The organism is Kitasatospora sp. NPDC008115 (assembly GCF_042957205.1).
Taxonomy (GTDB): domain Bacteria; phylum Actinomycetota; class Actinomycetes; order Streptomycetales; family Streptomycetaceae; genus Kitasatospora.
Window position 1 is genome coordinate 80659 of the sequence record NZ_JBIBHU010000008.1, and the last position, 25400, is coordinate 106058.

Below are 25400 nucleotides of genomic sequence, written 5' to 3' on the forward strand. Positions count from 1 at the left end.
GTCCGGCGGCCGCCGCTCAGGCGCTCCCGGGCCGCCCCGCCGTCAGGCCGTACGCCTCGGCGATCAGGCCGTAGGAGCGCAGCCGCGCCTCGTGGCCGTGGATGTGCGAGGTCACCATCAGCTCGTCCACCCCGGTCCGCTTGCGGAGCGCCTCCAGCCCGTCGGCCACCTCGCCGGGCGCGCCCAGGACGACGTTGCCCAGCCAGTCGTCGATGAAGTCCGCCTCCACCGGGCTGTACGGGTGGGACTCGGCCTCCTCGGGGGTGGGGATCGGGCCCGGGTTGCCCCGGCGCAGGCGCAGCATGCCGAGCGCCGCGGAGCGGGCGAGGCGGCGGGCGGAGGCCTCGTCGTCGGCCGCGACCGCGCTCACCCCGATCAGTGCGTACGGCTCGTCGAGGACGGCCGAGGGGCGGAACTCCGAGCGGTAGAGGTCGAGCGCCGGCAGGGTGTTCGCGCTGCTGAAGTGGTGGGCGAAGGCGAACGGCAGGCCGAGCCGGCCGGCCAGCTGGGCGCTGAACCCGGAGGAGCCGAGCAGCCAGACCGGCGGGCGTCCCTCCCCCTTCGGAACGGCGGTGAGCCGCTCGTAGGGGTGCCCGGCCGGGAAGCTGCCGTCGAGGAAGTGGATCAGCTCGGAGAGCCGGTGGGGGAAGTCGTCGGCGCCCTCGCCGAGGCCGCGCCGCAGGGCGCGGGCGGTGGCCTGGTCGGTGCCGGGGGCCCGGCCGAGGCCGAGGTCGATCCGGCCGGGGTGGAGCGCCTCCAGCAGGCCGAACTGCTCGGCGATCGCCAGCGGGGCGTGGTTGGGCAGCATCACGCCGCCGGAGCCGAGGCGCAGGGTGGTGGTGTGGGCCCCGAGGTGGGCCAGCAGGACGGCGGGCGCGGAGCTGGCGACGCCGGGCATCCCGTGGTGCTCGGCCACCCAGAAGCGGTGGTAGCCCCACTGCTCGGCGCTGCGGGCGAGGGCGGTGGTCGCGGCGAGTGCCTGTGCGGGCGTGTGGCCGGCCCCGACGGTGGCCAGGTCGAGGATCGACAGCGGGGCGGGTGCCGTTCCCCGGGCGGTGCCCCGGATCGCGTCCGCGGCGTGCGGCCCGGCCCCGTTCTCCCGCCGGTTCTCCTGCCTGTCCTCGGTCGTCATGCCGTCCGTCCTCCTGGCCGTGGTCGGTCCCGTCCGCCGGTGCGTCTTCACCGGTGCCGGCCACCGGTGGCGGTCGGTGCCGCGGCCGGTGCCGAGACTGGTCAACCCCGTCGCCGGGCTCCCTTGTTCCCGGCCCGCGGTCCGGCGGGGGGCTGACTCAGAGCCAGCGGACGAACACCCGTGGCGACTTCACGCCAGCGCGGGAAGTCGCCAGCCCGCGGGCTCGCGGTCGGTGGCCGGCTTCCGGCAGGCTAGGGCTCAGGCGGATCACCCAACCGGATCCGCACTCACCAGCAAGATCGGCGGGCTGGACCAGCGCCGACCGATCCCCGCGAGCCCCCGGAGCGGCACCCCGCTCCGGGGGCTCGTGCCATTGCCGGCCCGGTCGTGAGGCCCGTCACCTGTGGCCCTTCCCACAGCCGGGGTGCTTCATGGTGTGAAAAGTCGAGGCGCTAGCGTTGTCCCTTGCAACCACTGCTCCCCCGGGCAGCCTGGAGGGAGGACGGACATGGACATCGCCGCGCTGGTCGGATCCTCGTGGATCTGCGCCCTGGCGCTCTGCGCCGTTCTCGGCGACGCCTTCCTCCCGTTCATCCCCAGCGGCACCCTCGTCATACTCGCGGTGCTCAAGACGGCGCAGATAGACGGCGCCCCCTTGATGCTCGGGCTCGGGGTGGCCACCGCCTCCTTCCTCGGCGACCTGCTGCTGCTCCGGCTGGCACGCCGCGGCGCGCCGATGGTCAGCCGGCGCCTGGAGCACCGGCCGAAGCTGGCGGCCAGCGTGACCCGGGTCCAGCAGGCCCTGGACGGACGCACCACCCGGGCGGCGGCCGCCATGGTGGTGATCGCCCGCTTCGTACCGGCCGGGCGGACCATCCTCGACCTGGCCATCGGCCACTCCCCCGCCCATCCCCACCGCTTCCTGCGGTGGTCGGCGCTGGCCGCGATGATCTGGGCGGCCTACATCGTGACCCTGGGCTGGCTCAACAGCCACTGGTTCGACACCGCCTGGCTGAGCCTGGCGGTCTCCTGCGCGGCCGCCACCGCGGTGAGCACCGCCATCGCGCGGGTCGTGCGCCGCAATCGCCGGCTCTCCTTCGACTGACGCCGCGACGGCCGAGCCCCCGGAACGCCTGTTGCGCGAATCGGGCGAATCGTCACGGGTCGGCAACAGAAGACGTCTCTTCGCATCCCGCGCAGGTGTTCCCCGCGTGTTCAGTCCCGGCGAACCCCGGGCCTTTGGTGCCCTCCGCGTTCGCATGACATGCTAACGACGGATAATCAATCAATTGTCCGATATGACCGGCGTGGCCGCGGTCGCGGTCGTCACCCGGTCCGGACGCCCAGGGGAGACGATGGCCGGCATCTCGCGCAGGACCGTGCTCACAGCCACTGCCGCGACCGCGGCCCTCGGAGCGGTGGCGGCCTGTTCCGGGGGCGGCTCGGGACCGGCCGATCCCACCGGCTCCGCCCCGGCCCCCACGACCGGCACCGGCAGCACGGGGCCGACCACCGCCGGCACCCCCACCGGGACCCCGGCCAAGGGCACGCCGATCGGGGACGGCTCGACCTCCGACACCGGCCCGCAGCCGAACCAGCCCAAACCCGAGAAACTCAAGCCGGGCGAGCGCCCGCCGCAGTTCGTGGTCTTCTCCTGGGACGGCGCCGGCGCCACCGAGGACAACCAGTTCCCCCGGTTCCTGAAGCTCGCCGAGGAGCACAAGGCCTCGATGACCTTCTTCCTCTCCGGCATCTACACCCTGCCCAAGGGCAAGGCCGAGCTGTACCACCCGCCGAAGCACGCGGTCGGCGCCTCCGACATCCCCTATCTGTCGGACGGCGCGGTGCAGAACACCATCAAGCTCATCAGCCAGGCCTGGCTGGCCGGCCACGAGATAGGCACCCACTTCAACGGCCACTTCTGCTCGACCCGCTCGGACGGCAACGGCGTCAACAAGTGGACCTCCGAGGACTGGCGGAGCGAGATAGACCAGGCCGTCGGCTTCGTGACCCAGTGGCGGACCAACACCGGCTTCACCGACGTCGACCCGCTCCCCTTCGACTACCGGAAGGAGCTGGTCGGCGGCCGCACCCCCTGCCTGGAGGGACAGAAGGCCCTGCTGCCCACCATCGCCGGCCTCGGGTGGAAGTACGACGCCAGTTCCTCGGGCGGCCAGCAGATCTGGCCCCAGAAGGTGCAGGACGGCAAGGTCTGGGACCTCCCGCTGCAGAGCATCCCCTTCCCGGGGCACACCTTCCAGGTGCTCTCCATGGACTACAACATCCTGGCCAACCAGTCCTCCGGCAGCACCAAGGGGGACCCGGCCAAGTACGACGAGTGGCGCACCCAGGCCCGGGACGCCTACCTGGCCGGGTTCGACCGCGCCTACAACGGCAACCGCGCGCCGTTCTTCATCGGCAACCACTTCGAGCAGTGGAACGGCGGCATCTACATGGACGCCGTCGAGGAGACGCTCAAGGCCGTCGCGGGCAGGCCGGACGTCCGGCTGGTCTCCTTCAAGCAGCTCGTCGAGTGGCTGGAGGCCCAGGATCAGTCCACCCTGCGCAAGCTGCGCACCCTCAACGTCGGGCAGGCGCCGGCCGGCGGCTGGGAGTCCTTCCTGGGCGCGGCCGGTTAGGCCCTCTCCTTCGGATCACGCCGCCCGCCCGGCGTGATCCGAAGGAGAGGGCCTCGCCGCGGCTATCCGGCGGTGGCGCGGTCCTGGCCGAGCAGGGCGCGGACCACCGTCCCGGCGCCGGCGCGGCCCCAGAGGACCGAGTAGTGGTTGGCGCCCGGCACCCCCGACGCCGGGACCGGGTGGGTGTGGTCCAGCCCCATCGCCGCGAGCCGCTTCTCGTCGTAGAGGCCCTGCGGCTCGTCGAGCAGGCCGCGCTCCGCCCAGATCAGCTCGCCCGGGCAGGGCAGCCGGTGCACGGCGGTGGCGGCCTCCCGGTCCAGCAGGACCTGCGCCCCGTCGGCCTCGACCGCCGCCAGCACGCAGGAGGAGCGCAGTTCGGGCTCGGCGCCGACGAGGTCGCGCTGGGTGTAGGCGTCGATCCCGTCGCACCAGTCGGCGGCGAAGGCCGGGTGCCGCTGCCAGAAGTCGCGGTACGCCTGCCGGTCGGGGAAGGTCATCGACAGCCGGGCCAGCGCCGGCCCGAGCACGGCGGCCAGGGCGTCGGCGTCGCTCGCGCCCTCGGGCAGCGGGAAGGTGACCGCGCCGTCGACCAGCACCACCCGGCCGACCAGTTCCGGGTGGCGGACGGCCGTCAGGGCCGCCACCCACGCGCCCATGGAGTGGCCGGCCACGACGGTCGGCCCCAGCCCGAGCCCGGTGATCAGGGCCGCCACGTCGTCGGCGTGACGGGCCAGGCCGTACGGCCCGCCGAGGTCGCGGCTGCCACCGCGCCCGCGCAGGTCCGGCGCGAGCAGGGTGGCCCGCCCGGCGAGCCGACGGGCGACCTCGAACCAGGCGAGGCCGTTGGCGGTGATGCCGTGCACCGCCACGACGGTCGGGGCACCGGGCACGGTGGCGGGCCACCGGAGCACGGACAGCTCCCCGCCGGGCACCGGGACGCCCAGCTGCTCCGGGGCCGCCGGCCCGGCGCCCGCCCTGGACCCGCCGGACGGCGGAGCGGATTCGGCGGGTCGGTCGGTGGCCCCGGGTGTCGACGGGTTCTCGAACTGGCTCACGCTGGACTACCTCCTGTGGGGCCGGCGCCGGGGCGGCATCGTGTCCCTTCCGGCATTCCCGCCGACGGTCCGGGCCGAACGGGCGCAGCGGGCGGCTCCCGGGGGTGCCGCGGGGTGGATGCCGGAACCGTAGACGGGGTGTGCGGGCGGCGACATGTGCCCGGCCGACGCATCAGCCCGCGCCGCTGTGGCGGTCGGCTCCATGCCTCCGGGCCGACCCGCCCACCGAACCGGCCGGGCCGCGCGCGGTTCCGGACGACAAACCGGCGGCGCCCGAACGCGGTTCGGCCCCCGCGACACCGGTGCGCCGGTGATTGGCCGGGAATCGCCGGACCGGCCCGCCCGCGCACCGCCCGTTCTCCGGACCGGTTGCAATCAGGGCTCCCCTCCGGGACAGTTGGGGAAGTCCGGGGATCCCGGCACCCCCGGAAGGGAGTCCGGGGCGGTCGACGGGGGGTCGGCTCTCGACGCTTTCGCGTCATCGCGCACCACGATCGATCGTATACGTTTTAGCGGTTGACGGTCCGTAGTCGCCAGAACCGCCAGGTCGGCCGCCGTGCGACCGCGCGGTGCGGCAGGTCGCACACCCCTGGTCGGAGCACGCACGGAACGGCGGGCCCTCGCGGCCGGCCACGGGGGGAGCGCACATGAGCGGGCCGTTCTCGCGCCGGGCGAAGGACGCGGAACCGTCCGCTCCGGCCACCGCGCCCGCCGGCGCGCCGGAACCGCTCGCCGTCCCCGAAGCCCCTTACGACTACGCCTACTTCAGCCGCCTGGCCGGCCGCGCGGTCGAGGACGTCGCGCCGGACGAGCCGTACCGGGTGCGGTACCGCAGCCTGCTGAGCCGCGAACCGCACCGGATCCGGGCCGCGCTGCTCCTGCTGGCCGCCCCCCTGGTCGAGGGCGTGCTGCTGGTCTGGCTGCTCCAGCCGGGCCACTGGCCGGTCCGGCCCGGCGAGAGCGACACCTGGTTACTGGTCGGCGACAAGGTGATGATCGGGATCATCGCCGTGGTCGAGGCGTTCCGGCTGGTCAACGTGGTCTCCAACGCCCATGCCACGCTCGCCGCCCGCGACCCCGTCCCGGTGACGCCCGAGCGCGGCACCCGGGTCGCGTTCATCACCACCTTCGTACCGGGCAAGGAGCCGCCCGAGATGGTGCGCGCCACGCTCACCGCCGCGCTCGCCGTCCGGCACGAAGGCCCCTACCACGTCTGGCTGTTGGACGAGGGAAACGATCCCGCCATGCGCGAGCTCTGCGAGCGGCTCGGCGTGCGCCACTTCAGCCGGGACGAGATCCCGCAGTGGAACACCCCCAAGGGCCGGTTCCGCGCCAGGACCAAGCACGGCAACTACAACAGCTGGCTCCAGGCGTACGGCGCCGACTACGACTTCTGGGTCTCGGTGGACACCGACCACGTGCCGCTGCCCGAGTTCTGCGAGCGGATGCTCGGCTACTTCCGCGACCCCGACGTGGCGTTCGTGGTCGGTCCTCAGGTGTACGGGAACTACCGCAGCTCGGGTTCGCTGGTCACCAAGTTCTCCGAGAGCCAGCAGTACCTCTTCCACGCCCTGGTCCAACGGGCCGGGAACCGCTACGGCGCACCGATGTTCGTCGGCACCAACAACGCCGTCCGGCTCGAAGCGCTGCGCTCGATCGGCGGGCTGTACGACTCGGTCACCGAGGACATGGCCACCGGCCTGGAGTTCCACCGCCGCCGCAACCCGGCAACCGGCGAGCGCTGGAAGTCGGTCTACACACCGGACGTGCTGGCGGTCGGCGAGGGGCCGTCGTCCTGGACGGACTTCTTCTCGCAGCAGCTGCGCTGGAGCCGGGGCACCTACGAGACCCTGCTGACCCAGTACGGGCGGGTGGCGTGGGGGCTGTCGCCGGGGCGGCTGCTCAACTACACGCTGATGGTCTCCTTCTACCCGATGGCGGCGCTGACCTGGTTGCTCGGCGGGGTGTCCAGCGTGCTCTACCTGGGGTTCGGCGCATCGGGCGTCCATGTGTCGTCCGAGATCTGGATGGCGCTCTACAGCGACGCGGCCGCGCTGCAACTGCTGCTCTACACCTGGAACCGCAAGCACAACGTGAGCCCGCACGAACCGGCGGGTTCCTCCGGGGTGGCGGGCATGGTGATGTCGGCGCTCTGCGGTCCGGTCTACGCGGCGGCGTTCCTCCAGGCGCTCCTGCGGATCCGCAGCCGGTTCGTGGTGACCCCGAAGGGCGATTCGACCACCCCCGACCGGGTGTCCACCTTCCGGCTCCACCTGTTCTGGGCGCTGGTGTTCGGCGGCGCGATCGCGGCCTCCTTCCGGACCGGCCACGACCACGTCGCCATGCGGACATGGGCCTGCCTGGCGCTCCTGCTCAGCCTGCTGCCGATGCTGCTGCTCGCCGCGGACGCCGTGCGCCGCCGCCGGGCCAGGCCGGTCTCCACCCTCTCGCTCACCCCCGGCGCGGCCCCCGGCACCCCTGGCTCGCCCGGCTCCCCCGGCTCCCCCGGCTCCCCCGCCGAGTCGACACCCGCACCCGCACCCGCACCCGCCACGAGGGGATGACGAACCACCGTGAAGATCCGCCACACCGGCCGCACCCGGCGCTTCGCCCTCGGCAGCACCGTCTTCCTGACCGTGGCCGGGATGAACGCACCCGCCGTCCTCGGCTTCGCCACCGACCGGTACCACCACTACGTGGTCAACCGCCCCGCCTACAAGGCCGAGTACGGCCACTGGCAGACCCTGGTGCTCCCCGCCGAGTTCCGGATCAACGCCATCCACGCCGCCCTGCTGCGCACCGGCAAGGTCCTGATCATCGCCGGCTCCGGCAACGACCGGAAGAGCTTCGACGCCGGCACCTTCAAGAGCCTGCTCTGGGACCCGGCCGCCAACACCTACAAGACCGTCCCCACCCCCGACGACCTGTTCTGCGGCGGCCACGCCGCGCTGCCCGACGGCCGGATGCTGGTGGCCGGCGGCACCCGCCGCTACGAGGCGCTGGACGGCGCGGTGAAGAAGGCGGCCGGCACCATGCGGGTCCGCAACGAGAACCCGGACGCCGCCCGCAGCCTCCCCAAGGGCACCGTCTTCCGCGCCCCCGACGGCCGCGAGTACGTCTCCACCGCCGACCTCACCGTCCCCGCCGCGACCAAGACCGGCTCCGGCGCCGCGACCGTCGTCAAGGCGTCCGAGGCCAAGGTGTTCGCGGAGGCGGTCAACCCCGGCCCCGGCTCGGTACTGGACTCCCCCGCCCAGTACACGGTCAAGGGCCTGACCGGCGCCGACGCCCGGAACGTCTACGGCACGGCCGACCGGATGACCCTGGAGAAGCAGGACTACCAGGGCATCCGCGCCGCCTTCGAGTTCAACCCGGAGACCGAGCTGTACGAGCAGGTCACCGACATGGCGTACGCCCGCTGGTACCCGACCCTGACCGGGCTGGGCGACGGCCGGGTGGTCACCGTCTCCGGGCTGGACGACACCGGTCAGATCCTCAGCGGCAACGACAACGAGATCTACGACCCGGCGGGCAAGACCTGGTCCAAGGCGCCCGACCGGTACTTCCCGACCTACCCGTCGATCTTCCTCACCGCGTCCGGCAGGCTCTTCTACTCCGGCTCGAACGCCGGCTACGGGCCCGCCGACAAGGGCCGCGAGCCGGGGCTCTGGGACCTCGCCGACAACAGCTTCCACCCCGTGCCCGGCCTGCGCGACCCCGGGCTCACCGAGACGTCCTCCTCCGTGCTGCTGCCGCCCGCGCAGGCGCAGAAGGTGATGGTGCTCGGCGGCGGGGGCGTCGGCGAGTCCCCGCTCTCCACCGCCCGCACGGACATCGCCGACCTCGGCGCCGCGCGGCCCGCCTTCACCCCGGGCCCCGACCTGCCGGCCGGCGGCACCCGGTACCTCAACAGCGTGATCCTGCCCGACGACACCGTCTTCACCACCGGCGGCTCCGCCGACTACCGGGGCAAGCACCGCAGCGACCTGCTCAAGGCGCAGACCTACCACCCGGACACCAACACCTTCACCACCGCCGCCGAGCCGACCGTCGGCCGGAACTACCACGCCGAGGCCCTGCTGCTGCCCGACGGCCGGGTGGCGGTGCTCGGCTCCGACCCGCTCTTCAACGACAAGGCGGGCAACGAGCCCGGCAGCTTCGAGCAGCGGATCGAGATCTACAGCCCGCCGTACCTGTTCCACGGCGAGCGGCCGCGGCTGACCGACGCCCCGGCCGCGGCGAAGCTCGGCGGCACCGTGCGGGTGGCCGCCCCGGCCCCCGGCGGCATCGCCACCGCCAAGCTCGTCCGGCCGAGTTCGGTCACCCACGCCACCGACGTGGAGCAGCGCTCGGTGGCCCTGGACGTCACCGCGCGCACGGCGGACGGCGTCACGCTCACCCTGCCCGCCAACCCGAACCTGCTGCCGCCCGGCTGGTACATGCTCTTCGTCACGGACACCGCCGGCACCCCGTCGGAGGCCCGCTGGATCCAGGTCACGCCCTGAGTCAGCGGGGCGCCGGCCGCGCGGCTATCCCGCGGTGGCGGCGCCGGACCGCGCCAGACCCAGCGCGTACGGCAGCCAGAACTCACCGGCCGGCGGCTCACCGCGGCCGCACTCGCCGTCCGACTCGCCCGGGTTCTTGATCCAGAGGTACGCGTCGACGCCGGGCCGGCCGGTCCCGGTCGTGGGCGGGGCGCCCAGCGCGCGGCCGGGCGGGTTGCACCACGCCTCGGAGTCCAGCGGGCCGTTGCCGTTGCGGCTGGTGTCGATGACGAAGTGCTTGCCGTCCAGCAGGGCGGACAGCTGCGCGCCGTACGCCGCGTTGCGGTCGGTGGTGAAGAAGTTGGAGACGTTCACCGCGAAGCCGTCGGCCGCCGCGATCCCCGACCTGCGCAGCGCCTCGGCCAGCGTGGTCGGGTCCGGCGTCCACCCCGGGTTGCCCGCGTCCAGGTAGACCCGCACCTGCGGGCGCTTCTTCAACTCCTGGACGGCGAAGGCCAGCAGGCCGTACCGCTCGGCCGCGGCGTCGCCCTTGACCCCGCAGGTGTCCAGGGTGTGCGCGATCGCGTCCGGCTCCAGCACCACCCAGGCCCGGCGGTCGCCGATCGCCTCCGCCAGACCGGTGATCCAGGCCCGGTACGCGGCGGCGTCGGACGCGCCGCCGGCCGAGTAGAGGCCGCAGTCCCGGTGCGGGATGTTGTACACGACGAAGACCGGCGTGCGGTCGGCCTCGGCAGCGCGCCGGCCGACCTGGTCGGCGATCTCCCGGGCCGCCTGGTCACCGAGCCAGTGCGAGGACGGCTGGGCGGCGATCCGCAGCAGGGCGTCGGCCTCGCCGGTCCGGCCCTGGCCGCGCAGGGCGGCCGCCTGGCGGGCGACGGGGGTCTGGTCGGAGACGTAGAAGGTCTGGCCGGGAAGCTGCGGCAGCGTGCCGGCCCCCGCCCCGGCCGAAGCGGTCGCGGCGGGCGCCGCGGTCGTCGGACTCCCGCCGCCAGGCGTGGACTTGGCGTCGCCGACGGTCCCCCCGCCGCCTCCCGAGCATCCCGTGACACCCGTCAGAAGCCCCAGCAACGCCGCCCCCACGACCAGCCGGAACCCCGCCCCTCGCCCAACTCGGCGCACGTACCGCCCCTCCCCCGCCCCGGTCCGGCCCCCAGCTTCGCACACCGGAGTACCGCCCGCCGTCCAACTCCCCGTGAACGGCGGGCGATCGCACCCGGGCGAGGGCCTGCCGGCTCAGGCCTGCTTGAGGTCCGGGATCCGCCAGTCGATCGGGTCGACGCCGAAGCCGTCCAGCGCGGTGTTGATCTGCGAGAACGGCCGGCTGCCGAAGAACAGCTTGGCGGACAGCGGCGACGGGTGCGCGCCCTGGACCACCACGTGCTTGCCGGTGTCGATCAGCGGCAGCTTCTTCTTGGCGTAGTTGCCCCAGAGCACGAAGACGACCGGCTCCTCGCGGTCGCTGACCGCCTTGATCACCGCGTCGGTGAACTTCTCCCAGCCCTTGGCCTTGTGCGAGTTGGCCTCGTGCGCGCGCACCGTGAGCACCGCGTTGAGCAGCAGCACGCCCTGCTCGGCCCAGTGCTTCAGGTAGCCGTTGTCCGGCGCCGGGATGCCGAGGTCGGCGTCCAGCTCCTTGAAGATGTTGCGCAGCGACGGCGGCGTCTTGGTGCCTGGCAGCACCGAGAAGCTCATGCCGTGCGCCTGGCCGTCGTCGTGGTACGGGTCCTGGCCGAGGACGAGCACCCGGACCTTCTCGTACGGAGTGGCCTCCAGCGCGGAGAACTCCTGCCCGCTCGGCGGGAACACCTGGTGCTCCGCGCGCTGGGCCGCCACGAAGGCCGCCAGCTCGGCGAAGTACGGCTTCTCCGTCTCGGCGCCCAGCACCGCCCGCCAGGACTCCGGAAGTTCCAGCCCGGCGCCCGCCTCCGCCTCGCCCACGTTCGCCTCGACCGTCCCCGCCTCGACCGTGTCCGTCACGACGTCCTCAACCTCCCACCGGGCGGCCGCGCAGCGCCGCACCGCCCCGACCCGCGGGCGTATCGCGCCGCTCGCGCCGTACGCCCTCTTTCACCCCGAACGCTACACAGGCCCACCGACAAGCCGCTCCCCGGCCGTCCCACGGGCCGCCGTCCGCGCCACCCTCAGGTGCTCGACCACGTTCAGCGCCACCAGCACCACCGCGAGCGCCACCAGCGCGGTGATCGCCGGCCAGCGCACCATCAGCGGCGCGAGCGCCAGCACCACCGCCGCCGCGACGACCCGGGTCGTCGCGACCGAGCGGAACATCATCCACCGGGTGTAGCCGAAGGTCAGCAGGTACAGCCCGCAACCCCCGTACAGCAGCGCCACCGAGCCCGCGCCGAGCGCCGCGCGCGGATCGGCGACCGTCTCGCCGAAGCCGACCGCCACCGCGATCACCCCGGCGACCAGCGCCAGGTGCCCGTACTGGAAGACCCTGCGCACGACGTCCCGGCGCGAGTCGGCGACCTCGACGGCGTACCGCATGGCGTCGGCGGCGTGCACGAAGTACTGCCACCAGAGGCCGGCCGAGATGGTGAACGCGGCGGTGACCGAGACGAGTTCGGCCGCGTCCAGGCGGGCCGCCGCCGCGGTCGCGCCGATCCCGACGATCGACTCGCCGAGTGCGACCAGCAGGAACAGGGCGAACCGTTCCGGCATGTGCGCCGGGTGGTACGAGACGTTCGCCAGCCTCCGCCGGAACACCACCGGCGCCGACAGGTCGCAGAGCGCCGCCAGCGCCCACAGCACCACCCGCGGCCCCTCCGGCAGCAGCCCGCCCGCCACCAGCAGCGGCCCGCTGACCAGTGCCCCCACCCCGTACGGCCCGCGCCACGCCCCCGGGATCCGCACCACCAGGAGCAGCAGCACGATCCGCGCCGCCCAGTACCCGGCCCCGAGCAGCACCCCCCGCCCCTCGTACGCCCCGGGCACGGCGAGCGCCATGACCAGCCCCGTCAGCCCGACGGCGAGGATGCCCAGCCGGCCCCGCGCGGTGTCCACGTCCCGGATGTTGGCCTGCACGGTGGTCCCCACCCAGCACCAGTACACCGGCACGAACACCACCAGCGCCCGCGCCACCCCCGCCCAGTCGTGGTGGTGGTGCAGCAGCCCCGACACCTGCGTGATCGCGAACACGAACACCAGGTCGAAGTACAACTCCGCCCAGGTGACCCGCTTCTCCCCCGTGCCGCTCATCCCGTCCTCCCCGACGCGCACGACGAACGGGTCCCGCCCCCGGCCGTCGTCGGCCGGGGGCGGGACCCGTAACAGCAGTGCAGAGGTTAGACCAGCTCGACCAGGTCCGCGATCGACTTGACCACGCGGGTCGGCCGGTACGGGAAGCGCTCCACGTCGGCGGCGGCGGTGAGGCCGGTGAGCACCAGGATGGTCTCCATGCCGGCCTCCATGCCGGCCACGATGTCGGTGTCCATCCGGTCGCCGATCATGACGGCGGTCTCCGAGTGGGCGCCGGCCGTGTTGAGCGCCTCGCGCATCATCAGCGGGTTGGGCTTGCCGACGAAGTACGGCTCGACGCCGGTCGCCTTGGTGATCAGCGCCGCGACGGAACCGGTGGCCGGCAGCACGCCCTCGGTGGACGGACCGGTCTCGTCCGGGTTGGTGCAGATGAAGCGGGCACCCTGGTTGATCAGGCGGATCGCCTTGGTGAGGGCCTCGAAGCTGTAGGTCCTGGTCTCGCCGAGGACGACGTAGTCCGGGTTGTTGTCGGTCAGCACGTAGCCGGCCTGGTAGAGCGCGGTGGTCAGGCCCGCCTCGCCGATCACGTAGGCGGTGCCGCCGGGGCGCTGGCCCTTGAGGAACTTGGCAGTGGCCAGGGCCGAGGTCCAGATGCACTCCTCCGGCACCTCCAGGCCCATGCCGGCCAGGCGGGCGCTGAGGTCGCGCGGGGTGTAGATGGAGTTGTTGGTGAGGACCAGGAACGGCTTGCCGGACTCCCGCAGCCGGCGCAGGAACTCCTCGGCGCCGGGGATGGGGGTGCCCTCGTGGATGAGGACCCCGTCCATGTCGGTCAGCCACGACTCAATGGGCTTGCGCTCTGCCACGTCGGTGTCTCCTCGGTCTTGCAACGGTACTGAACGATCTCGCACATCGCTCCGGACCGGACACCCTCGGCCGGGCCGGGCGCCACTGGCTGCCCCAACGCGCCCCAGCCTAGCCAGTCGCCCGCGGCGACGGCCTGCGGCCACCCTCCCTGCGCCCGGCGGCACGGCACGGCCGCCCGCGGGACCGTCACCGGCCGCTCACCACCCGCTCACCGTGCGCCGATCCGCCGGTCACCGTGCGCTCACCGCCGGACCGCCGGCCGGGTCCTGCGCCGCACGCCCCGCACACTGGCGATCAACAGGTCCACCGCCGACAGCAGCACCGTCAGCACCGATCGAACGGTGACGGCGAACGCTATCTGGATCCGGTTCCACAGCATTCCGACTCCACTTCCCCCTCCGGCCCCGGACCGGGCCCGACGGTCATCATGTCCGCAATGGCCGCGACATGCCAGAAATCCGGCCGGGGGCACCCGCGCCCCCGGCCGGAACCCGTGCGGCCGGCCCGTCAGGGGGCGATCGTCACCTTGAGCGCCGCGCCGCGCTCCAGGATCTCCAGCGCGTCGGCGAAGCGGTCCAGCGGGAGGGTGTGGGTGATCAGGTCGGCCACGGGGACGGTGCCCGCCGCGATCAGCTCCAGCGCCCGGGCGTTCTGGGCCGGGCTGGAGGAGTTGGCGCCCATGACCATGAGCTCGCGGTAGTGCACGAGGTTGGCGTCGACGGCGGTCATCGGAGCACCCTGGGCCAGCCCGCCGAAGAGGCTGATCCTGCCCCGCCGCGCCGCGTACCGGACGGCCTCCTCCTGGGCCGGGACGGAGGCCGAGGCCGTGATCACGACATCGGCGCCCAGTCCGCCGGTGAGCCGGAACACCTCCTCGGTGACGTCCGCGTCCGCGGCGCAGATCACGCCGTCCGGCTCGACCAGTTCGGCCGCCCGGGCGAGGCGCTCGCGGTTGAGCTCGACCAGGAACACCCTGGCGGCGCCCCGCGCGCGGGCCAGCCGGGCGTGCAGGCAGCCGATCGGCCCCGAGCCCACGACCACCACGTCGTCCCCGGCCCCGACGCCGATCAGCTCCTGGCCGTTCAGCACGCACGCGAGCGGCTCCGCCACGGACGCCTCGGCGAAGCCCACGCCGTCCGGGATCCGGTGCACCCCGCCGACGGCGAGGACCTTCTGCGGGACGACCATGTACTCGGCGAACCCGCCGTCGTAGTGGTAGCCCATCGCCTCGAAGTTCGGGCAGACCGTCATCCGCCCGCGCCGGCACTCGTGGCAGGTCCCGCACGGGATGGCGCCGATCACCTGCACCCGGTCGCCGACGGCCCAGCCCTCGACGCCGCGGCCCAGTTCCACCACCTCGCCGGCGATCTCGTGGCCGATCACCCGGGGCGGGTCGATCCGGTGGTTGCCGTGCCGGTAGATCTTCAGATCGGTGCCGCACAGCGAGCAGTTGCGGACCCTCAGCTTCACCTCGCCCGGGCCTGGCGCGGGCTCGGGCGAGTCCTCGATCACGATCTTCTCGGGGGCGTAAAAGCGCGCAACCTTCACTTCGCTGACTCTCTCGTTGGGGGTAGGACAGGGCGGGGACGCGGATCAGCCCGTCGCCGGGGCGGTGCCGGCCAGGGCCGTGAGCCCGAGCAGCCTCTCGGCCCGCTCGACCACCGCGTCGGTGCTCACCCCGAACTCGGCGAGCACCTCGTCGCGCGGCCCCAGGGGCAGGAAGGCGGACGGCAGCGCGATCTCGGCGGTGGCGGGCCGCCCAGCACCGAGGTGCCGGGCGTCCGCGAGGTGCGCGAGCAGGTCGGCGTAGAGGCCGGAGCCCGCCACCAGGTCCTCGACGGTGATGACCGCCCGGTGCCCCACGGCGTCGGCGAACACCTCGGTGACCGCCGGCCGCAGCCGGACCACCTCCCACACCGTGGACGAGACGCCGTGCTCGCGCTCCAGTGCGTCCGCCGCGGACATCGCGGTCTGCACCATGGCACCGTGCGCCAGCAGGCAGAGGTCGTGGCCGCGCCGCCGCAGCAGGGCGCTGGTGCGGGCGCCTTCGGGCTCGTCGCGCAGCGGCTTCCACTTCGCGTAGCGGACCACCGTCGGGCCGCCGTCCCGGCTCACCGCCGAGCGCAGCAGGTCGGTCAGCTGGGCGCCGCTGGTGGGCGCGTAGATCTCCAGGTCGGGGACGGTGCGCAGCAGCCCGACGTCGTAGATGCCGTGCGAGGAGGCGCCGTCGCCGCCGGTGACGCCGCCCCGGTCGACCACGAAGGTGACCGGGAGCCCGTGCAGCGCGACGTCGTTGACGACCTGGTCGAGGGCGCGGGTGAGGAAGGTGGCGAAGACCGGGAAGACGGGCCGGCAGCCCTGACTGGCCAGTCCGGCCGCGAGGCCGACCGCCAACTGCTCGCAGATGCCCACGTCGTGGTAGCGCTCGGGGAAGCGGCGCTGGAACTCCAGCAGGCCCAGGCTGTCGGGCATCGCCGCGGTGATCACATGGACCCGGGGGTCCTGCTCGGCGAGTTCGCACAGGGTGCCGCCGAGCACGTCGCCCCAGGACCGGTCGCCGAGCGGCAGCCGGGTGAGGTCCCCGGCCGCCCGCGTGGCCGCCGGTGCGCCCGCCGCCACGGGTGCGGCGGCGCCCGTCCCGGCGACCTGGTGCAGCCGCATGATCTCGTCGTCCTCGGCCTCGGACCAGCCGCGCCCCTTCTGGGTCCGCACGTGCACCACGACCGGTCCGCCGGTCCCCGCCGCGTCGGCCAGCGCCGTCTCCAGCTTGCCGAGGTCATGGCCGTCGACCGCGCCGATGTAGCTGAACCCGAGGGCGGTGAAGAAGAGTTCGACGTTGCCCTGGTCCTGCGGACCGCCGCCCGTCCCGGTCTCGCACGGCTCGCCGGCGGTCAGCCGGCTCATGGTCCGCGCGTAGGAGCGGCCGTTGTCGTTGTAGACGATGACCACGGGCTGCCGACGCACGCCGATGGCGTTGATGGCCTCGTACGCGACGCCCCCGGTCAGCGCCCCGTCGCCGATCACGACCACCGACCTGCTGCCGCGGGCCAGGGTGATGCCGAGGCCCCAGGCCGGTCCGGTGGAGGAGTGGCTGTTCTCCATCGTGTCGTGCGGGGATTCCTCGCGGGACGGGAATCCGGACATGCCGGTCCGCTGCCGGAATCCGGCGAAGCCCGTGGCACGGCCCGTCAGGATCTTGTGGGTGTAGGCCTGGTGGCCGATGTCGAAGATGATCGGGTCGTCCGGGGAGCGGAACACCCGGTGCAGGGCGATGGTCAGTTCGACCACGCCGAGGTTGCCCCCGAGATGGCCCCCGGTCCGGTTGACCTCGGTGATCAGGAAGCTCCGGATCCGCGCGGCGAGGCGTTCGCACCCCTCCAGGTCCAGACCGCGGACCGCCTCCGGGGTGAGGCCGGTCAGATCGAATTCGCCGTCGATTCCACTGCCGGATCCGACAGCGGATTCAGCGTTTCCCTTGCCGCCAGGCGCAGCCACGAGGAAATCCTTTCACGAGAAAAGACACCACTACTTCAGCAGCGTCAGCTGGATCCGGACATTCGTCTGCTGGTAAACCGCGACCGTGTCGCGCAGTCGGCGCAGATACTTGAGGTAGAGGTCGAAGTTCCGCCGGTCGGGCAGCTGCACCAGCAGGCTGCTGAACTTCAGGATGTCGGCGAGCGCGGCGTCCATCAGGCCGATCTGCTCCCGGACCTCGCCGCACAGCTCCTCGCCGAGGGCCGCGCGGATCTCCGGCTCACCGAGCAGGTGGTGCAGGTAGTGCTGGACCGGCTGGAACCGGTTCTGGATGTGCTTGTTCAGCCGGGACTGGTCGTTGAAGAGGACGGCGCCCTCGGCGAGGATCCCGTCGGCCCGGCGCTCCCAGTCGGCGATGAGCCGGTCGATCCCGTCCACACCGACGACCACCGGGGTGACGTAGCGGCTGAGCCGCCCGTCGTAGAGGCGCAGGCCGAAGCGGGCGGACACCTCGCGGAACGCCTCCAGCGGGGGCAGGCCGACCAGCCGCTCGATGACGGCCGAGGGCCGGATCTCGGTGATGGGGACCAGGCCGTCCTCGGTGTACGCGAGGCTCTCGGCGAGCTTGGCGAACGGGACCGGCTTGCGGTCCGCCCGGAAGTTCGGGTCCGGGCTGGTCTTGGTGTAGTAGACGGTGTCCTCGGCGTCGATGTCCACGACGAGCCACTCGGTGAGGTACGGCGTGCCGTCGGTGTGGACCAGGGACACCAGCAGGGCGACGTGGGAGCCGGCCTCGACGGCGGCCCTGATCTCCTTGCCCAGCTGCTCGCGGGGGACGTCGCGCTCGGCCCAGGAGTCCTGGCAGACCAGCTCCATGAAGCCGTTGTAGCGGCTGATGATCGGCACGTCCCCGGTGACCTCGAACTGCCAGTCGTAGCAGCGGTCCATGAAGAGCAGGGGGAACGCGGGCGAGTCCCGGAGGATGCAGTAGCGGTGGAAGACGTGCCGCTCGTGGCAGACGTAGTACTGGGACCGGTCGAGCTGCACCTCCCGGCGGGCCTGCTCCGGGGCTGTCATCGTGACGTCGTTCGTCTCGGTCACCGTCACTCCTTCACTGCGCGGGTTCGGCGGGTGGATGGGCAAATAGGCGCATGGGCGCATGGGCGAATCGGGCGGGCTGAAGCGGTCGGCGCGGAAGAGGACCGGCCGACGGCGGATGGAGCGCGATTCGGAAAAGGATGCGGAAGGTACGCGGAAAGCAGGCGGAAAAGGCGAAAGGGCGGGGACTCCGCCGGCTCAAACCGTGCGGGCGGCTTCGTCGAGCGCGCGCAGGGCCCAGTCGGAGACGCTGAGGCTGGCCTGCTCGGCCGCGGCCCGCCAGAGCTTGACGCGGTCGGCGGTGAGGTCCAGCTGCAGGTCGATCCCGCCCTCGCCGGCCTCGGCCCCCGCCTTCGCGCCCCCGCCCTCCCCCTCGGCGGCGGGCGCGTCCGCGGCCGCGCGCTCATGGAGGCTGGCCCGCACCTCGGCGCGCAGGCGGTTGCGCGACCAGCCGTGGTCCTCCGCCTTGCGCAGCCAGTAGTCCTGCTCCGGATCGGACAGCGAGCCGACCTCCGCGTGGTGGCCGAAGCTGAGCGTGTCCCGCCGGCGGGACAGCGGGAACCTGCGGGCGACCCAAGCGTAGTTCCGCAGGGTCTGGTAATTCAACGAACAATTCTCGACGGCTTCGCGATAACGGCCGCTGTAGGCCGCCTCCCCGTGCACCAGCCAATCGCCGAGACACCATGCGGACGACGCGTGGACCGTCGAAAGCATGCGCCCCATGAGTACCCATTTGTCATACGGCAGCCGGTTCGGCAGGTCGAGACCGGTCCGCGGAATCGAAATGGCACCGGCCTCGGCCGCCGCCCCGAACTCCACCAGTTGTTTCTGGGAGTTTCCCGGCGCCGACACAGGCATCATGATCACAGTTTCCCCCGTAATCACTGATTCATCTTAAGTTTGAATTCTGTTCACCTTAATGACATCTTGATCATGACAGGACAATCCCAGAGGGGTCAAGCGTTCGAGAACCCGGGGGCTGGGCCGGGCGGTCCGGGTCCCTGACCCCCGGCACCAGCAGCACCGCGGCGGTGCCGGCCGTCGCCAGGCCGCCGACCACCAGGGTCAGCCGGACGTCCACCAGCCCGGCCGCGGCGCCGCCGACGAGCGTGCCGAGCGGGGTCAGGGCCAGCGACAGCGCCGAGTCCACCGAGGCGGCGCGCCCCAGCATCTCGGGCCGCAGCTCACGCTGCATCAGCGAGTACCAGAGGATGTTCCCGTAGCTCATGCCGAACCAGGCGGCGGCCGTGAAGACGGCGGACAGCCAGACCCACGGCGCGAGCGCCAGCGCGACCGTCGCGGCGCCGACCCCCGACCACGCCGCCCAGATCGCCGTCATCCGCCGCCGCGGGGGCCGTCTGCCCGCCGACGCGGCCGCCAGCGCGCCGCCCACGCCCCCCGCCGCGAACAGCGCCCCCAGCGCGACGGCTCCCCCGTGGAACACGTCCTTCACCAGCACCGGAAGCAGCACGGTGATCGGGGCGTAGCAGGTGATGTTGGCGATGCCGACCGCGATCATGCTCCACCACAGCCACGGCACCGACCGGCAGTACCGCAGCCCCTCCCGGATGCCGTCCACCAGCGTCCCCCCGGACGGTTCCGGGCGCGGTGTCCGGCGCATCAGCGCGAGGCAGACCGCGCTCGCGGCGAAGCTCACCGCGTTGAGGCCGAACGCCCAGGTGTTCCCGATCGCGGCCACCAGGACACCGCCCGCCAGCGGCCCGAGCAGGTACTTCGCCACGGAGTGGCTCAGCGAGGAGAGCGAGCCCGCCGAGACCAGCAGCTCGGCCGGCAGCACCTCGGGCACGACCGCCGAGGAGGCCGGTTTGAAGAAGGCGCTGGCGACGCCGAACACGGCGGAGAGCGCCGCGAGTTCCCAGAGCCCGGCCCGCCCGGTCGCCATCAGCACCGCCACCAGCCCGACCGCGACTGCGCAGCACAGGTCGGACACCAGCATCACCAGGCGCCGGGAGAGCCGGTCGACCAGTGCGCCGCCGGCCAGCAGCAGCAGGACGGCCGGCACGGTCCGCGCGGTGACCACGATCCCGAGGTCGAAGGCGCGACCGGTCTGGCGCAGCACCTCCAGCGGAAGCGCCACCGTGAAGATCCCGTCGCCGGCCAGGGAGACCAGCTGTCCGCTCCAGAGCAGGGCGAAGTCCCGGTGGCGCAGCGCGGCGGTGATCCGCCCCTTCGGCGGTTCAGCCACGGCCCCCACCCCCGGCCACCGCACCGGCGCCCGCACCGACGGCCACCCCGCCGGCGGCCGCCCCGGCCGTGACCGCCGTGCTGTAGGTGCCGGCGGACTGGTCGTACGGCCGGGCCAGGCCGGCCCGCGCCGCGACCGTGCTGTAGGTGCTGGACGCGGGCGTGTACGCCGGGTCGGTGATGATCTCGCCGGCCAGGATCTCGTCGATCCGCCGCATCGTCGCCTCCTCCAGGCGGACCCCGGACGCGGCGGCGTTCTCCCTGACCTGGTCGGGACGCGACGCCCCGACGATGGCCGCGGAGACCGCCGGGTTCTGCAGCGTCCAGGCCACCGCGAGCTGGGCGGGCGTCAGCCCGGCGTCCCGCGCGACCGGTTCGAGCAGCTGGACCTTGCGGAGGATCTCGTCGGCCAGGAAGTACCTGATGAAGTTGGCGCCGTGCTCGTCGGTGGCCCGCGACCCGGCCGGCGGGGCGGTCCCGGGCCGGTACTTGCCGGTCAGCGCCCCCTGCGCGATCGGCGAGAAGACCATCTGGCCGACGCCGTGCTCCAGGCCGACCGGGACGACCTCGGTCTCGATCACCCGCCAGATCATGTTGTACTGCGGCTGGTTGGAGACGATCCGGTCGAGCCCGAGGTCGTCGGCGATCCTCATGGCCTCGGCGATCTCCTCGGCCCGCCACTCCGACACCCCGATGTAGAGCACCTTGCCCTGCCGCACGAGGTCGTCGAACGCGCGCAGCGTCTCGGCCAGCGGGACCGCGTGGTCGTAGCGGTGCGCCTGGTAGAGGTCGATGTAGTCGGTGCCGAGGCGGCGCAGCGAGGCGTTCGCCGATTCGACGATGTGCTTGCGGGAGAGCCCGCGGTCGTTGGCGCCCGGCCCGGTGGGCCAGTAGACCTTGGTGCAGATCTCGACGGACTCGCGCCGCTCTCCCGCGAGCGCCTTCCCCAGGACCTCCTCGGCCCTGGTGAGGGCGTAGACGTCGGCGGTGTCGAAGGTGGTGATCCCCGCGTCCAGGGCGGCGGAGATGCAGCTGCGGGCGCCGTCCTCCTCGATCTGCGACCCGTGGGTGAGCCAGTTTCCGTAGGCGATTTCGCTGACGTGCAGGCCGCTGCGGCCGAGTTGACGGTATTCCATGCCGTTTCCTAGCTGCCCGGTGGGCGCTCTCCGCCGTCCGTGTCCGCCCGGCAGAGGTCGGGGCGGAGAGGGGGCGGGCCGCTCAGTAGACGATCTCTATCGTTTCCTCGAAGCTCTTCAGGAGCTCCGACAGGCTCGGGCCGCCCGGTACCTCGCGGTGGCGGCCCATGATGTTGCAGAAGTAGTCGGAGATCAGGTCGCCGTCCGGGTGGAGGCGCTGGCCCGGCTCCTTGAAGCAGACGCAGAGGAGGACCTCCGCGCGGTCGCGCACCTCGTCGAGGCCCTCGACGGCGCGGATGATCCCCGAACCCCGGTGGGGCACGTTGAACCAGAAGTAGCTGGTGTCCCCGGGGACGTGCGACTCCCGGAGGGCCGGCTCCGCGCGCCGCTCGAACTCCTCCCGGTCCTCGCAGACCAGGCTGAGGTACATCGCCCGCATGGGGTCGACCCCGAGGGCGTGCCGGGCGAGGTCGTAGAAGACCCCGCCGGCCCCGGGCCGGGCCGCCGCCTCCAGCACGTAGGGCGTCCCGTCGTGGAACCGGACCTCGGTGTGGGTGGGGCCGTGGGAGATGCCGAGGGCGCGCACGGCGTCGTGGGTCAGGTCGACGACGGCCCGGCGGACCTCCTGCGGCAGCGCCGGGTCCAGGACGTACAGCCGGTCCGGGAAGTACGGCCCGGAGGAGACCAGGTCGGACCTGTTGGTCATCAGGAGGTCCACGGCGGGCCGGCCGTCGGACCAGACGGTGTCGACGGAGAACTCGCGCCCTTCGAGGCACTGCTCGACCAGGAACCCGCCGCCGCCCGGGACGCCCCCCTGCGCCATGGTGGTGGCGTTGAGCAGGGCGATCTTGCGCACCTGCGCCAGCAGTTCGTCCTCGGACTCGACCCTCCGGACGCCGCAGCTGGCGAAGCCGTGGGTCGGCTTGACGATCGCGGGGTACACGACGCCCGCGAGGTCCAGCCCGGCGCGCGAGGTGGCGTGGGTCCCGCGCGGGGTGCTCACCCCGGCCGCCTGCCAGACCTCCTTCATCCGCGCCTTGTCGCGGGCCGCGCTCGCCGAGGCGAGCGGGTTCCGGCCCACGCCGAGGGCCTCGGCGAGCTCCGCCGTCGTGATGACGTACGGCTCCTGGTTGGTGAACGCGGCGACGGCCGGGGCGTCCGCGCAGGCCTCCGCGATGGCCTCCGCCGCCCGCCGCGGGTCCTCGCGCACGTCGATCCGCAGCGAGCGGACGCCAGCCGGCGGCTCGGCCCGGGCGGAGACGAACAGCAGCCGGTCGCCCTCGGCCGCGGCCACCGGCTCCAGCGCCCGGGTGACGTGGCCGCTGGTCTCCACGCAGACGAAGGTCCGGTTCACGACCGCTCCCCCGCCAGCCGTTCGGCGTTCGCGGCGACGCGGTCGGCGAGCGCGGCGAGGTCCGCGTCCCCGCGTTCGGTGAGCAGGAAGGCCAGCCGGTCGATGCCGAAGCCGATGCACAGGGTGGAGGCGGCCAGCCCGCGCTCGTCGCGGATCCCGAAGGCGTCGGAGAAGTGGCTGCCGTGCTTGTTGAGCGAGGCGCTGGCGACCTTGCGGCCGAGGGTGTGCGAGCGGACGGCCAGCTCGATCTTGCTGTCCGAGACCAGCTGGGCGAACAGCTGCGCGCCGGCGCCGTCGCTGAAGAACATGTCCGAGGCCGTCTCCAGCGAGAAGTCCAGGCCCAGCAGCAGTCCGGTCATCGCCATCAGGTCGAGCAGCTCGCCGTGCATCCGGGCCACCGGCCCGGCCCCGCCGACCACCACGCCCTCGCGCATCCGGAACTCGTACAGCCGCTCCTGGTTGTTCAGGTTGCCGGACTCGTCGCGGAAGACGGAGCCGCCCACCGTCATCACCAGGGCCTCGTCCTCGGCGAAGACCTGGCCCTCCAGCAGCCGGTAGCAGTGCAGGCAGGCCGCGGGGTTGAGGAGGTCGCGCGGCGCCTTCAGGTAGTCGAGCACCCGCCGGTCCGCACCGCGCTCGCCCCGCTCGGCCGATCCGCGCCAGAACGGCAGGAACTCCTCGAACAGGTCGGGGTCGTTGCTGACCGGCGCGACGAAGCTCAGGTGCTGGCAACCGGTCTCGAAGTAGCCGGACCGGTCCACCACCGAACTCGGGATCAGCGAGGGGATCAGCAGTTCCTCCGCGTCGTACGCCCGGGCGACGCAGCGGTTGGCGAAGCGGTCGAGCGCCGCCAGCAGCGCCGCGCTCTCGTGCCCGTACACGTTGACGCCCGAACGCAGCTCCGCCGCACGGCCGGTGACCGCCCGGCGTCCGGTCCGCCGGGCCACCCGGCGCAGCTCCCCGGCGAAGGCGTCCGCCGCGTCGCACAGCACCGCCGAGGGGAACCGGGCGGGGCGGGCGGCGAGCCAGGACTCGACGGAGGCCGGGTCGCCGGAGTCGAGCAGCGTCCTGGTCCGCACGCCGCGCGGGATCGCCCGGAAGCGGTCCAGGATCAGCCGGACGGAGCGCTCCAGCTTCTCCTGCGGCACGGCCTCCTCGGAGACGACCGTCAGCTCGTCCGCGCCGAACTCGACCGCGGTGATCCGGGGGAAGTAGAAGCGCAGCTGCGTGGTGAGCGTGTCACGCACCGCCGGCTGTCCGACGGAGGCCTTGATGGTGTTCCTCAGCGCGTCCATCGGATCAGTCAACTCCCAGGAATTCCTTGACCCGGTCCAGCGTCGACACGTCCTCCAGCCGGAAGGCCTCGTAGTCGACCTCCTTGCCGAACTCGCTCTCCATCCTGACCACCAGCCCCATCACGGCCATGGATTCGAGCCCCAGCTGCGTCAGCGGGGCGTCCCGGTAGTCGTCGTACCGGTCGCTGATCAGGGTGACGGTCTCCTCCGACAGCAACCCGCTGAACAAGGTGCGGATCCATGGGCGGTCCATCGGCGGGTGGTCCATCGGCGGGCCTTTCTCGTCCGGGCTGATGATCATTCGGCGACGAATACTGTCAGCCACCGCCCGTACCGCGGCAAGGAATTGCTCCGGCCTTCCGGTCCGCCGTCCCGCCCACTTCCCGGCTCGCCGCCCTGCCCGCCGCCCTGCCCGCTGTCCCGCCGGCGGGACAGCCGCGGCGAACGGCCCTCCCGCCGGGGCTCCGCGGGCTGACTTCGGCCCGGGGCTTCCGCTAGCGTTCGGGTGGGACCGGCCCCGGCCCCTCCGGCCTTCCGTGCGTGACCTGCCGTGACGTCAGTCGCTTTCCGTCCGGCGTTGCGGAATGCGGACCGACCTCATGCCGGCGGCGGTCGCGGCCTGGATCCCCATGTCGGTGTCCTCGAAGACGAGGCAGTGCTCGGGGGCGACACCGAGGAGTCGGGCGGCCAGCAGGAAGCCGTCGGGGTCGGGCTTGGGCCGGACGTAGTCGCCGGCGCAGACCAGGACGTCGAAGCGGTCGAGCAGTCCGATGGTGGTCAGCGAGGCGGTCACCGACTCGCGGGTGCTGCCGGAGACGACGGCGAAGGGGAGGCGGCCGTACGCGTCGTCGATGTGCTCCAGGGCCTCCGGGACGGCCCGAAGGCGCGGGAGCATGCGCTGGAAGAGGTCCTCCCGGCGGCGCGCGACCCGCGCGACCGGCATGGTGAGGCCGTGCCGGTCGTTGAGCGACGCGATGATGTCCGCGACCGGGCGGCCGCCCCAGGCGTAGAAGAGGTCCTCCGGGAACTCGCACCCCCACTCGCCCAGCGCCTGCTTCCACGCCTCGTAGTGCAGGGGCATCGAGTCGGCGACGGTGCCGTCGCAGTCGAACAGGTAGGCCCGGTAGGGACCCGGCGGCGGGGTGATCATCATCGGGGCACCGTACTACCCGAGTGACGCCGTACCCGAAGGACACCGTCCCTGAGCGGCCCGCACCCGTCGCCGTGCCCTCCTCAAGGGCTCCTTAAGGCGCCCCTAACCGCAGCGATGCCTCTTCGGCACACGGCCCGACCCGGCTAGCGTGAACGCCACGCCGCCGCGTCCCCCACCGCGGCGGCGGCACGACCTCCTCGTGCGCCCCGTCCCGCCCCGTCCCCTCCCGGCCCGGGAGGGGCCCGGCCCCCGAGCCGACGCCGGAACCGGG

At 72.9% G+C, this 25400-nt stretch carries 21 protein-coding genes; 4 read left to right on the forward strand and 17 right to left on the reverse strand.

Annotation, left to right across the window (positions count from 1 at the left end; all coding sequences use genetic code 11):
* Positions 1-16: 16 nt before the first annotated feature.
* Positions 17-1132, reverse strand: a complete 1116-nt coding sequence (locus ACFZBX_RS12785) for an LLM class flavin-dependent oxidoreductase (RefSeq protein WP_391533508.1) — start codon at positions 1130-1132, stop codon at positions 17-19.
* Positions 1133-1640: 508 nt separating this feature from the next.
* Here ACFZBX_RS12785 and ACFZBX_RS12790 point away from each other — a divergent pair.
* Positions 1641-2237: a DedA family protein gene (locus ACFZBX_RS12790; protein WP_391533510.1), complete on the forward strand. Its 597-nt coding sequence runs from the start codon at positions 1641-1643 to the stop codon at positions 2235-2237.
* A gap of 250 nt (positions 2238-2487) precedes the next feature.
* On the forward strand, positions 2488-3771 hold the full coding sequence (locus tag ACFZBX_RS12795; RefSeq protein ID WP_391533726.1) for a hypothetical protein: 1284 nt from the start codon (positions 2488-2490) through the stop codon (positions 3769-3771).
* Between the two features lie 62 nt (positions 3772-3833).
* Here the strand turns inward: ACFZBX_RS12795 and ACFZBX_RS12800 are convergent, their stop codons facing one another.
* Positions 3834-4715 (reverse strand): alpha/beta fold hydrolase, encoded by an 882-nt coding sequence (locus ACFZBX_RS12800; RefSeq protein WP_391533727.1) that lies wholly within the window; start codon positions 4713-4715, stop codon positions 3834-3836.
* Between the two features lie 758 nt (positions 4716-5473).
* Here ACFZBX_RS12800 and ACFZBX_RS12805 point away from each other — a divergent pair.
* Both ACFZBX_RS12805 and ACFZBX_RS12810 read left to right on the forward strand, forming a co-directional pair.
* Positions 5474-7390, forward strand: coding sequence for a glycosyltransferase family 2 protein (locus ACFZBX_RS12805; protein ID WP_391533512.1), 1917 nt, complete (start codon positions 5474-5476; stop codon positions 7388-7390).
* A gap of 9 nt (positions 7391-7399) precedes the next feature.
* Positions 7400-9331, forward strand: a complete 1932-nt coding sequence (locus tag ACFZBX_RS12810) for a galactose oxidase-like domain-containing protein (RefSeq protein WP_391533514.1) — start codon at positions 7400-7402, stop codon at positions 9329-9331.
* 24 nt (positions 9332-9355) lie between these two features.
* On the opposite strand, the gene ACFZBX_RS12815 is transcribed toward ACFZBX_RS12810, so the two are convergent.
* The 15 genes from ACFZBX_RS12815 to ACFZBX_RS12885 form a co-directional block, all read right to left on the reverse strand.
* Positions 9356-10399 (reverse strand): glycoside hydrolase family 6 protein, encoded by a 1044-nt coding sequence (locus tag ACFZBX_RS12815; protein WP_391533516.1) that lies wholly within the window; start codon positions 10397-10399, stop codon positions 9356-9358.
* Between the two features lie 165 nt (positions 10400-10564).
* Positions 10565-11242 carry a uracil-DNA glycosylase gene (locus tag ACFZBX_RS12820; protein WP_391533729.1) on the reverse strand — a complete coding sequence of 226 codons (678 nt, stop codon included), beginning with the start codon at positions 11240-11242 and terminating at the stop codon, positions 10565-10567.
* 168 nt (positions 11243-11410) lie between these two features.
* The gene (locus ACFZBX_RS12825) at positions 11411-12547 is read right to left on the reverse strand and encodes a low temperature requirement protein A (RefSeq protein WP_391533518.1); all 1137 of its coding nucleotides are present in this window, start codon (positions 12545-12547) and stop codon (positions 11411-11413) included.
* A gap of 86 nt (positions 12548-12633) precedes the next feature.
* Positions 12634-13413 (reverse strand): HAD-IIA family hydrolase, encoded by a 780-nt coding sequence (locus tag ACFZBX_RS12830; protein ID WP_350544932.1) that lies wholly within the window; start codon positions 13411-13413, stop codon positions 12634-12636.
* Positions 13414-13655: 242 nt separating this feature from the next.
* Complete coding sequence (locus ACFZBX_RS12835; RefSeq protein ID WP_380761078.1) at positions 13656-13793, reverse strand: hypothetical protein; 138 nt, start codon at positions 13791-13793, stop codon at positions 13656-13658.
* A 128-nt stretch (positions 13794-13921) separates the two neighbouring features.
* Positions 13922-14962 (reverse strand): zinc-dependent dehydrogenase, encoded by a 1041-nt coding sequence (locus ACFZBX_RS12840; protein WP_391533521.1) that lies wholly within the window; start codon positions 14960-14962, stop codon positions 13922-13924.
* 45 nt (positions 14963-15007) lie between these two features.
* Complete coding sequence (locus ACFZBX_RS12845) at positions 15008-16909, reverse strand: 1-deoxy-D-xylulose-5-phosphate synthase (RefSeq protein WP_391533523.1); 1902 nt, start codon at positions 16907-16909, stop codon at positions 15008-15010.
* Positions 16910-16939: 30 nt separating this feature from the next.
* A complete protein-coding gene (locus ACFZBX_RS12850) occupies positions 16940-17989 on the reverse strand; it encodes a hypothetical protein (RefSeq protein WP_391533525.1) in 1050 nt (349 codons plus the stop codon).
* Between the two features lie 195 nt (positions 17990-18184).
* Positions 18185-18847: an LmbU family transcriptional regulator gene (locus tag ACFZBX_RS12855; RefSeq protein WP_391533527.1), complete on the reverse strand. Its 663-nt coding sequence runs from the start codon at positions 18845-18847 to the stop codon at positions 18185-18187.
* Positions 18848-18917: 70 nt separating this feature from the next.
* Positions 18918-20192, reverse strand: a complete 1275-nt coding sequence (locus ACFZBX_RS12860) for an MFS transporter (protein WP_391533529.1) — start codon at positions 20190-20192, stop codon at positions 18918-18920.
* A complete protein-coding gene (locus tag ACFZBX_RS12865; RefSeq protein WP_391533531.1) occupies positions 20185-21327 on the reverse strand; it encodes an aldo/keto reductase family protein in 1143 nt (380 codons plus the stop codon). The genes ACFZBX_RS12860 and ACFZBX_RS12865 overlap by 8 nt, the downstream gene beginning before the upstream one ends.
* An 82-nt stretch (positions 21328-21409) precedes the next feature.
* Positions 21410-22681: an ATP-grasp domain-containing protein gene (locus ACFZBX_RS12870; protein ID WP_391533533.1), complete on the reverse strand. Its 1272-nt coding sequence runs from the start codon at positions 22679-22681 to the stop codon at positions 21410-21412.
* Positions 22678-23976 carry a hypothetical protein gene (locus tag ACFZBX_RS12875; protein ID WP_391533535.1) on the reverse strand — a complete coding sequence of 433 codons (1299 nt, stop codon included), beginning with the start codon at positions 23974-23976 and terminating at the stop codon, positions 22678-22680. Before ACFZBX_RS12875 ends, ACFZBX_RS12870 begins: the two co-directional genes overlap by 4 nt.
* Positions 23977-23980: 4 nt before the next feature.
* Entirely contained in the window at positions 23981-24277 is a 297-nt protein-coding gene (locus tag ACFZBX_RS12880; RefSeq protein ID WP_391533537.1) for an acyl carrier protein, read from the reverse strand.
* Between the two features lie 255 nt (positions 24278-24532).
* Positions 24533-25129 carry an HAD family hydrolase gene (locus tag ACFZBX_RS12885; protein ID WP_391533539.1) on the reverse strand — a complete coding sequence of 199 codons (597 nt, stop codon included), beginning with the start codon at positions 25127-25129 and terminating at the stop codon, positions 24533-24535.
* Positions 25130-25400 lie beyond the last annotated feature (271 nt).

Bases quoted from the DNA above. Each gene is read 5' to 3' on its own strand.
- ACFZBX_RS12805 (WP_391533512.1), top strand. From the start codon at position 5,474: ATGAGCGGGCCGTTCTCGCGCCGGGCGAAGGACGCGGAACCGTCCGCT.
- ACFZBX_RS12865 (WP_391533531.1), bottom strand. From the start codon at position 21,327: ATGGAATACCGTCAACTCGGCCGCAGCGGCCTGCACGTCAGCGAAATC.
- ACFZBX_RS12790 (WP_391533510.1), top strand. From the start codon at position 1,641: ATGGACATCGCCGCGCTGGTCGGATCCTCGTGGATCTGCGCCCTGGCG.
- ACFZBX_RS12875 (WP_391533535.1), bottom strand. From the start codon at position 23,976: ATGGACGCGCTGAGGAACACCATCAAGGCCTCCGTCGGACAGCCGGCG.
- ACFZBX_RS12825 (WP_391533518.1), bottom strand. From the start codon at position 12,547: ATGAGCGGCACGGGGGAGAAGCGGGTCACCTGGGCGGAGTTGTACTTC.
- ACFZBX_RS12835 (WP_380761078.1), bottom strand. From the start codon at position 13,793: ATGCTGTGGAACCGGATCCAGATAGCGTTCGCCGTCACCGTTCGATCG.
- ACFZBX_RS12785 (WP_391533508.1), bottom strand. From the start codon at position 1,132: ATGACGACCGAGGACAGGCAGGAGAACCGGCGGGAGAACGGGGCCGGG.
- ACFZBX_RS12880 (WP_391533537.1), bottom strand. From the start codon at position 24,277: ATGATCATCAGCCCGGACGAGAAAGGCCCGCCGATGGACCACCCGCCG.
- ACFZBX_RS12795 (WP_391533726.1), top strand. From the start codon at position 2,488: ATGGCCGGCATCTCGCGCAGGACCGTGCTCACAGCCACTGCCGCGACC.
- ACFZBX_RS12885 (WP_391533539.1), bottom strand. From the start codon at position 25,129: ATGATGATCACCCCGCCGCCGGGTCCCTACCGGGCCTACCTGTTCGAC.
- ACFZBX_RS12855 (WP_391533527.1), bottom strand. From the start codon at position 18,847: ATGATGCCTGTGTCGGCGCCGGGAAACTCCCAGAAACAACTGGTGGAG.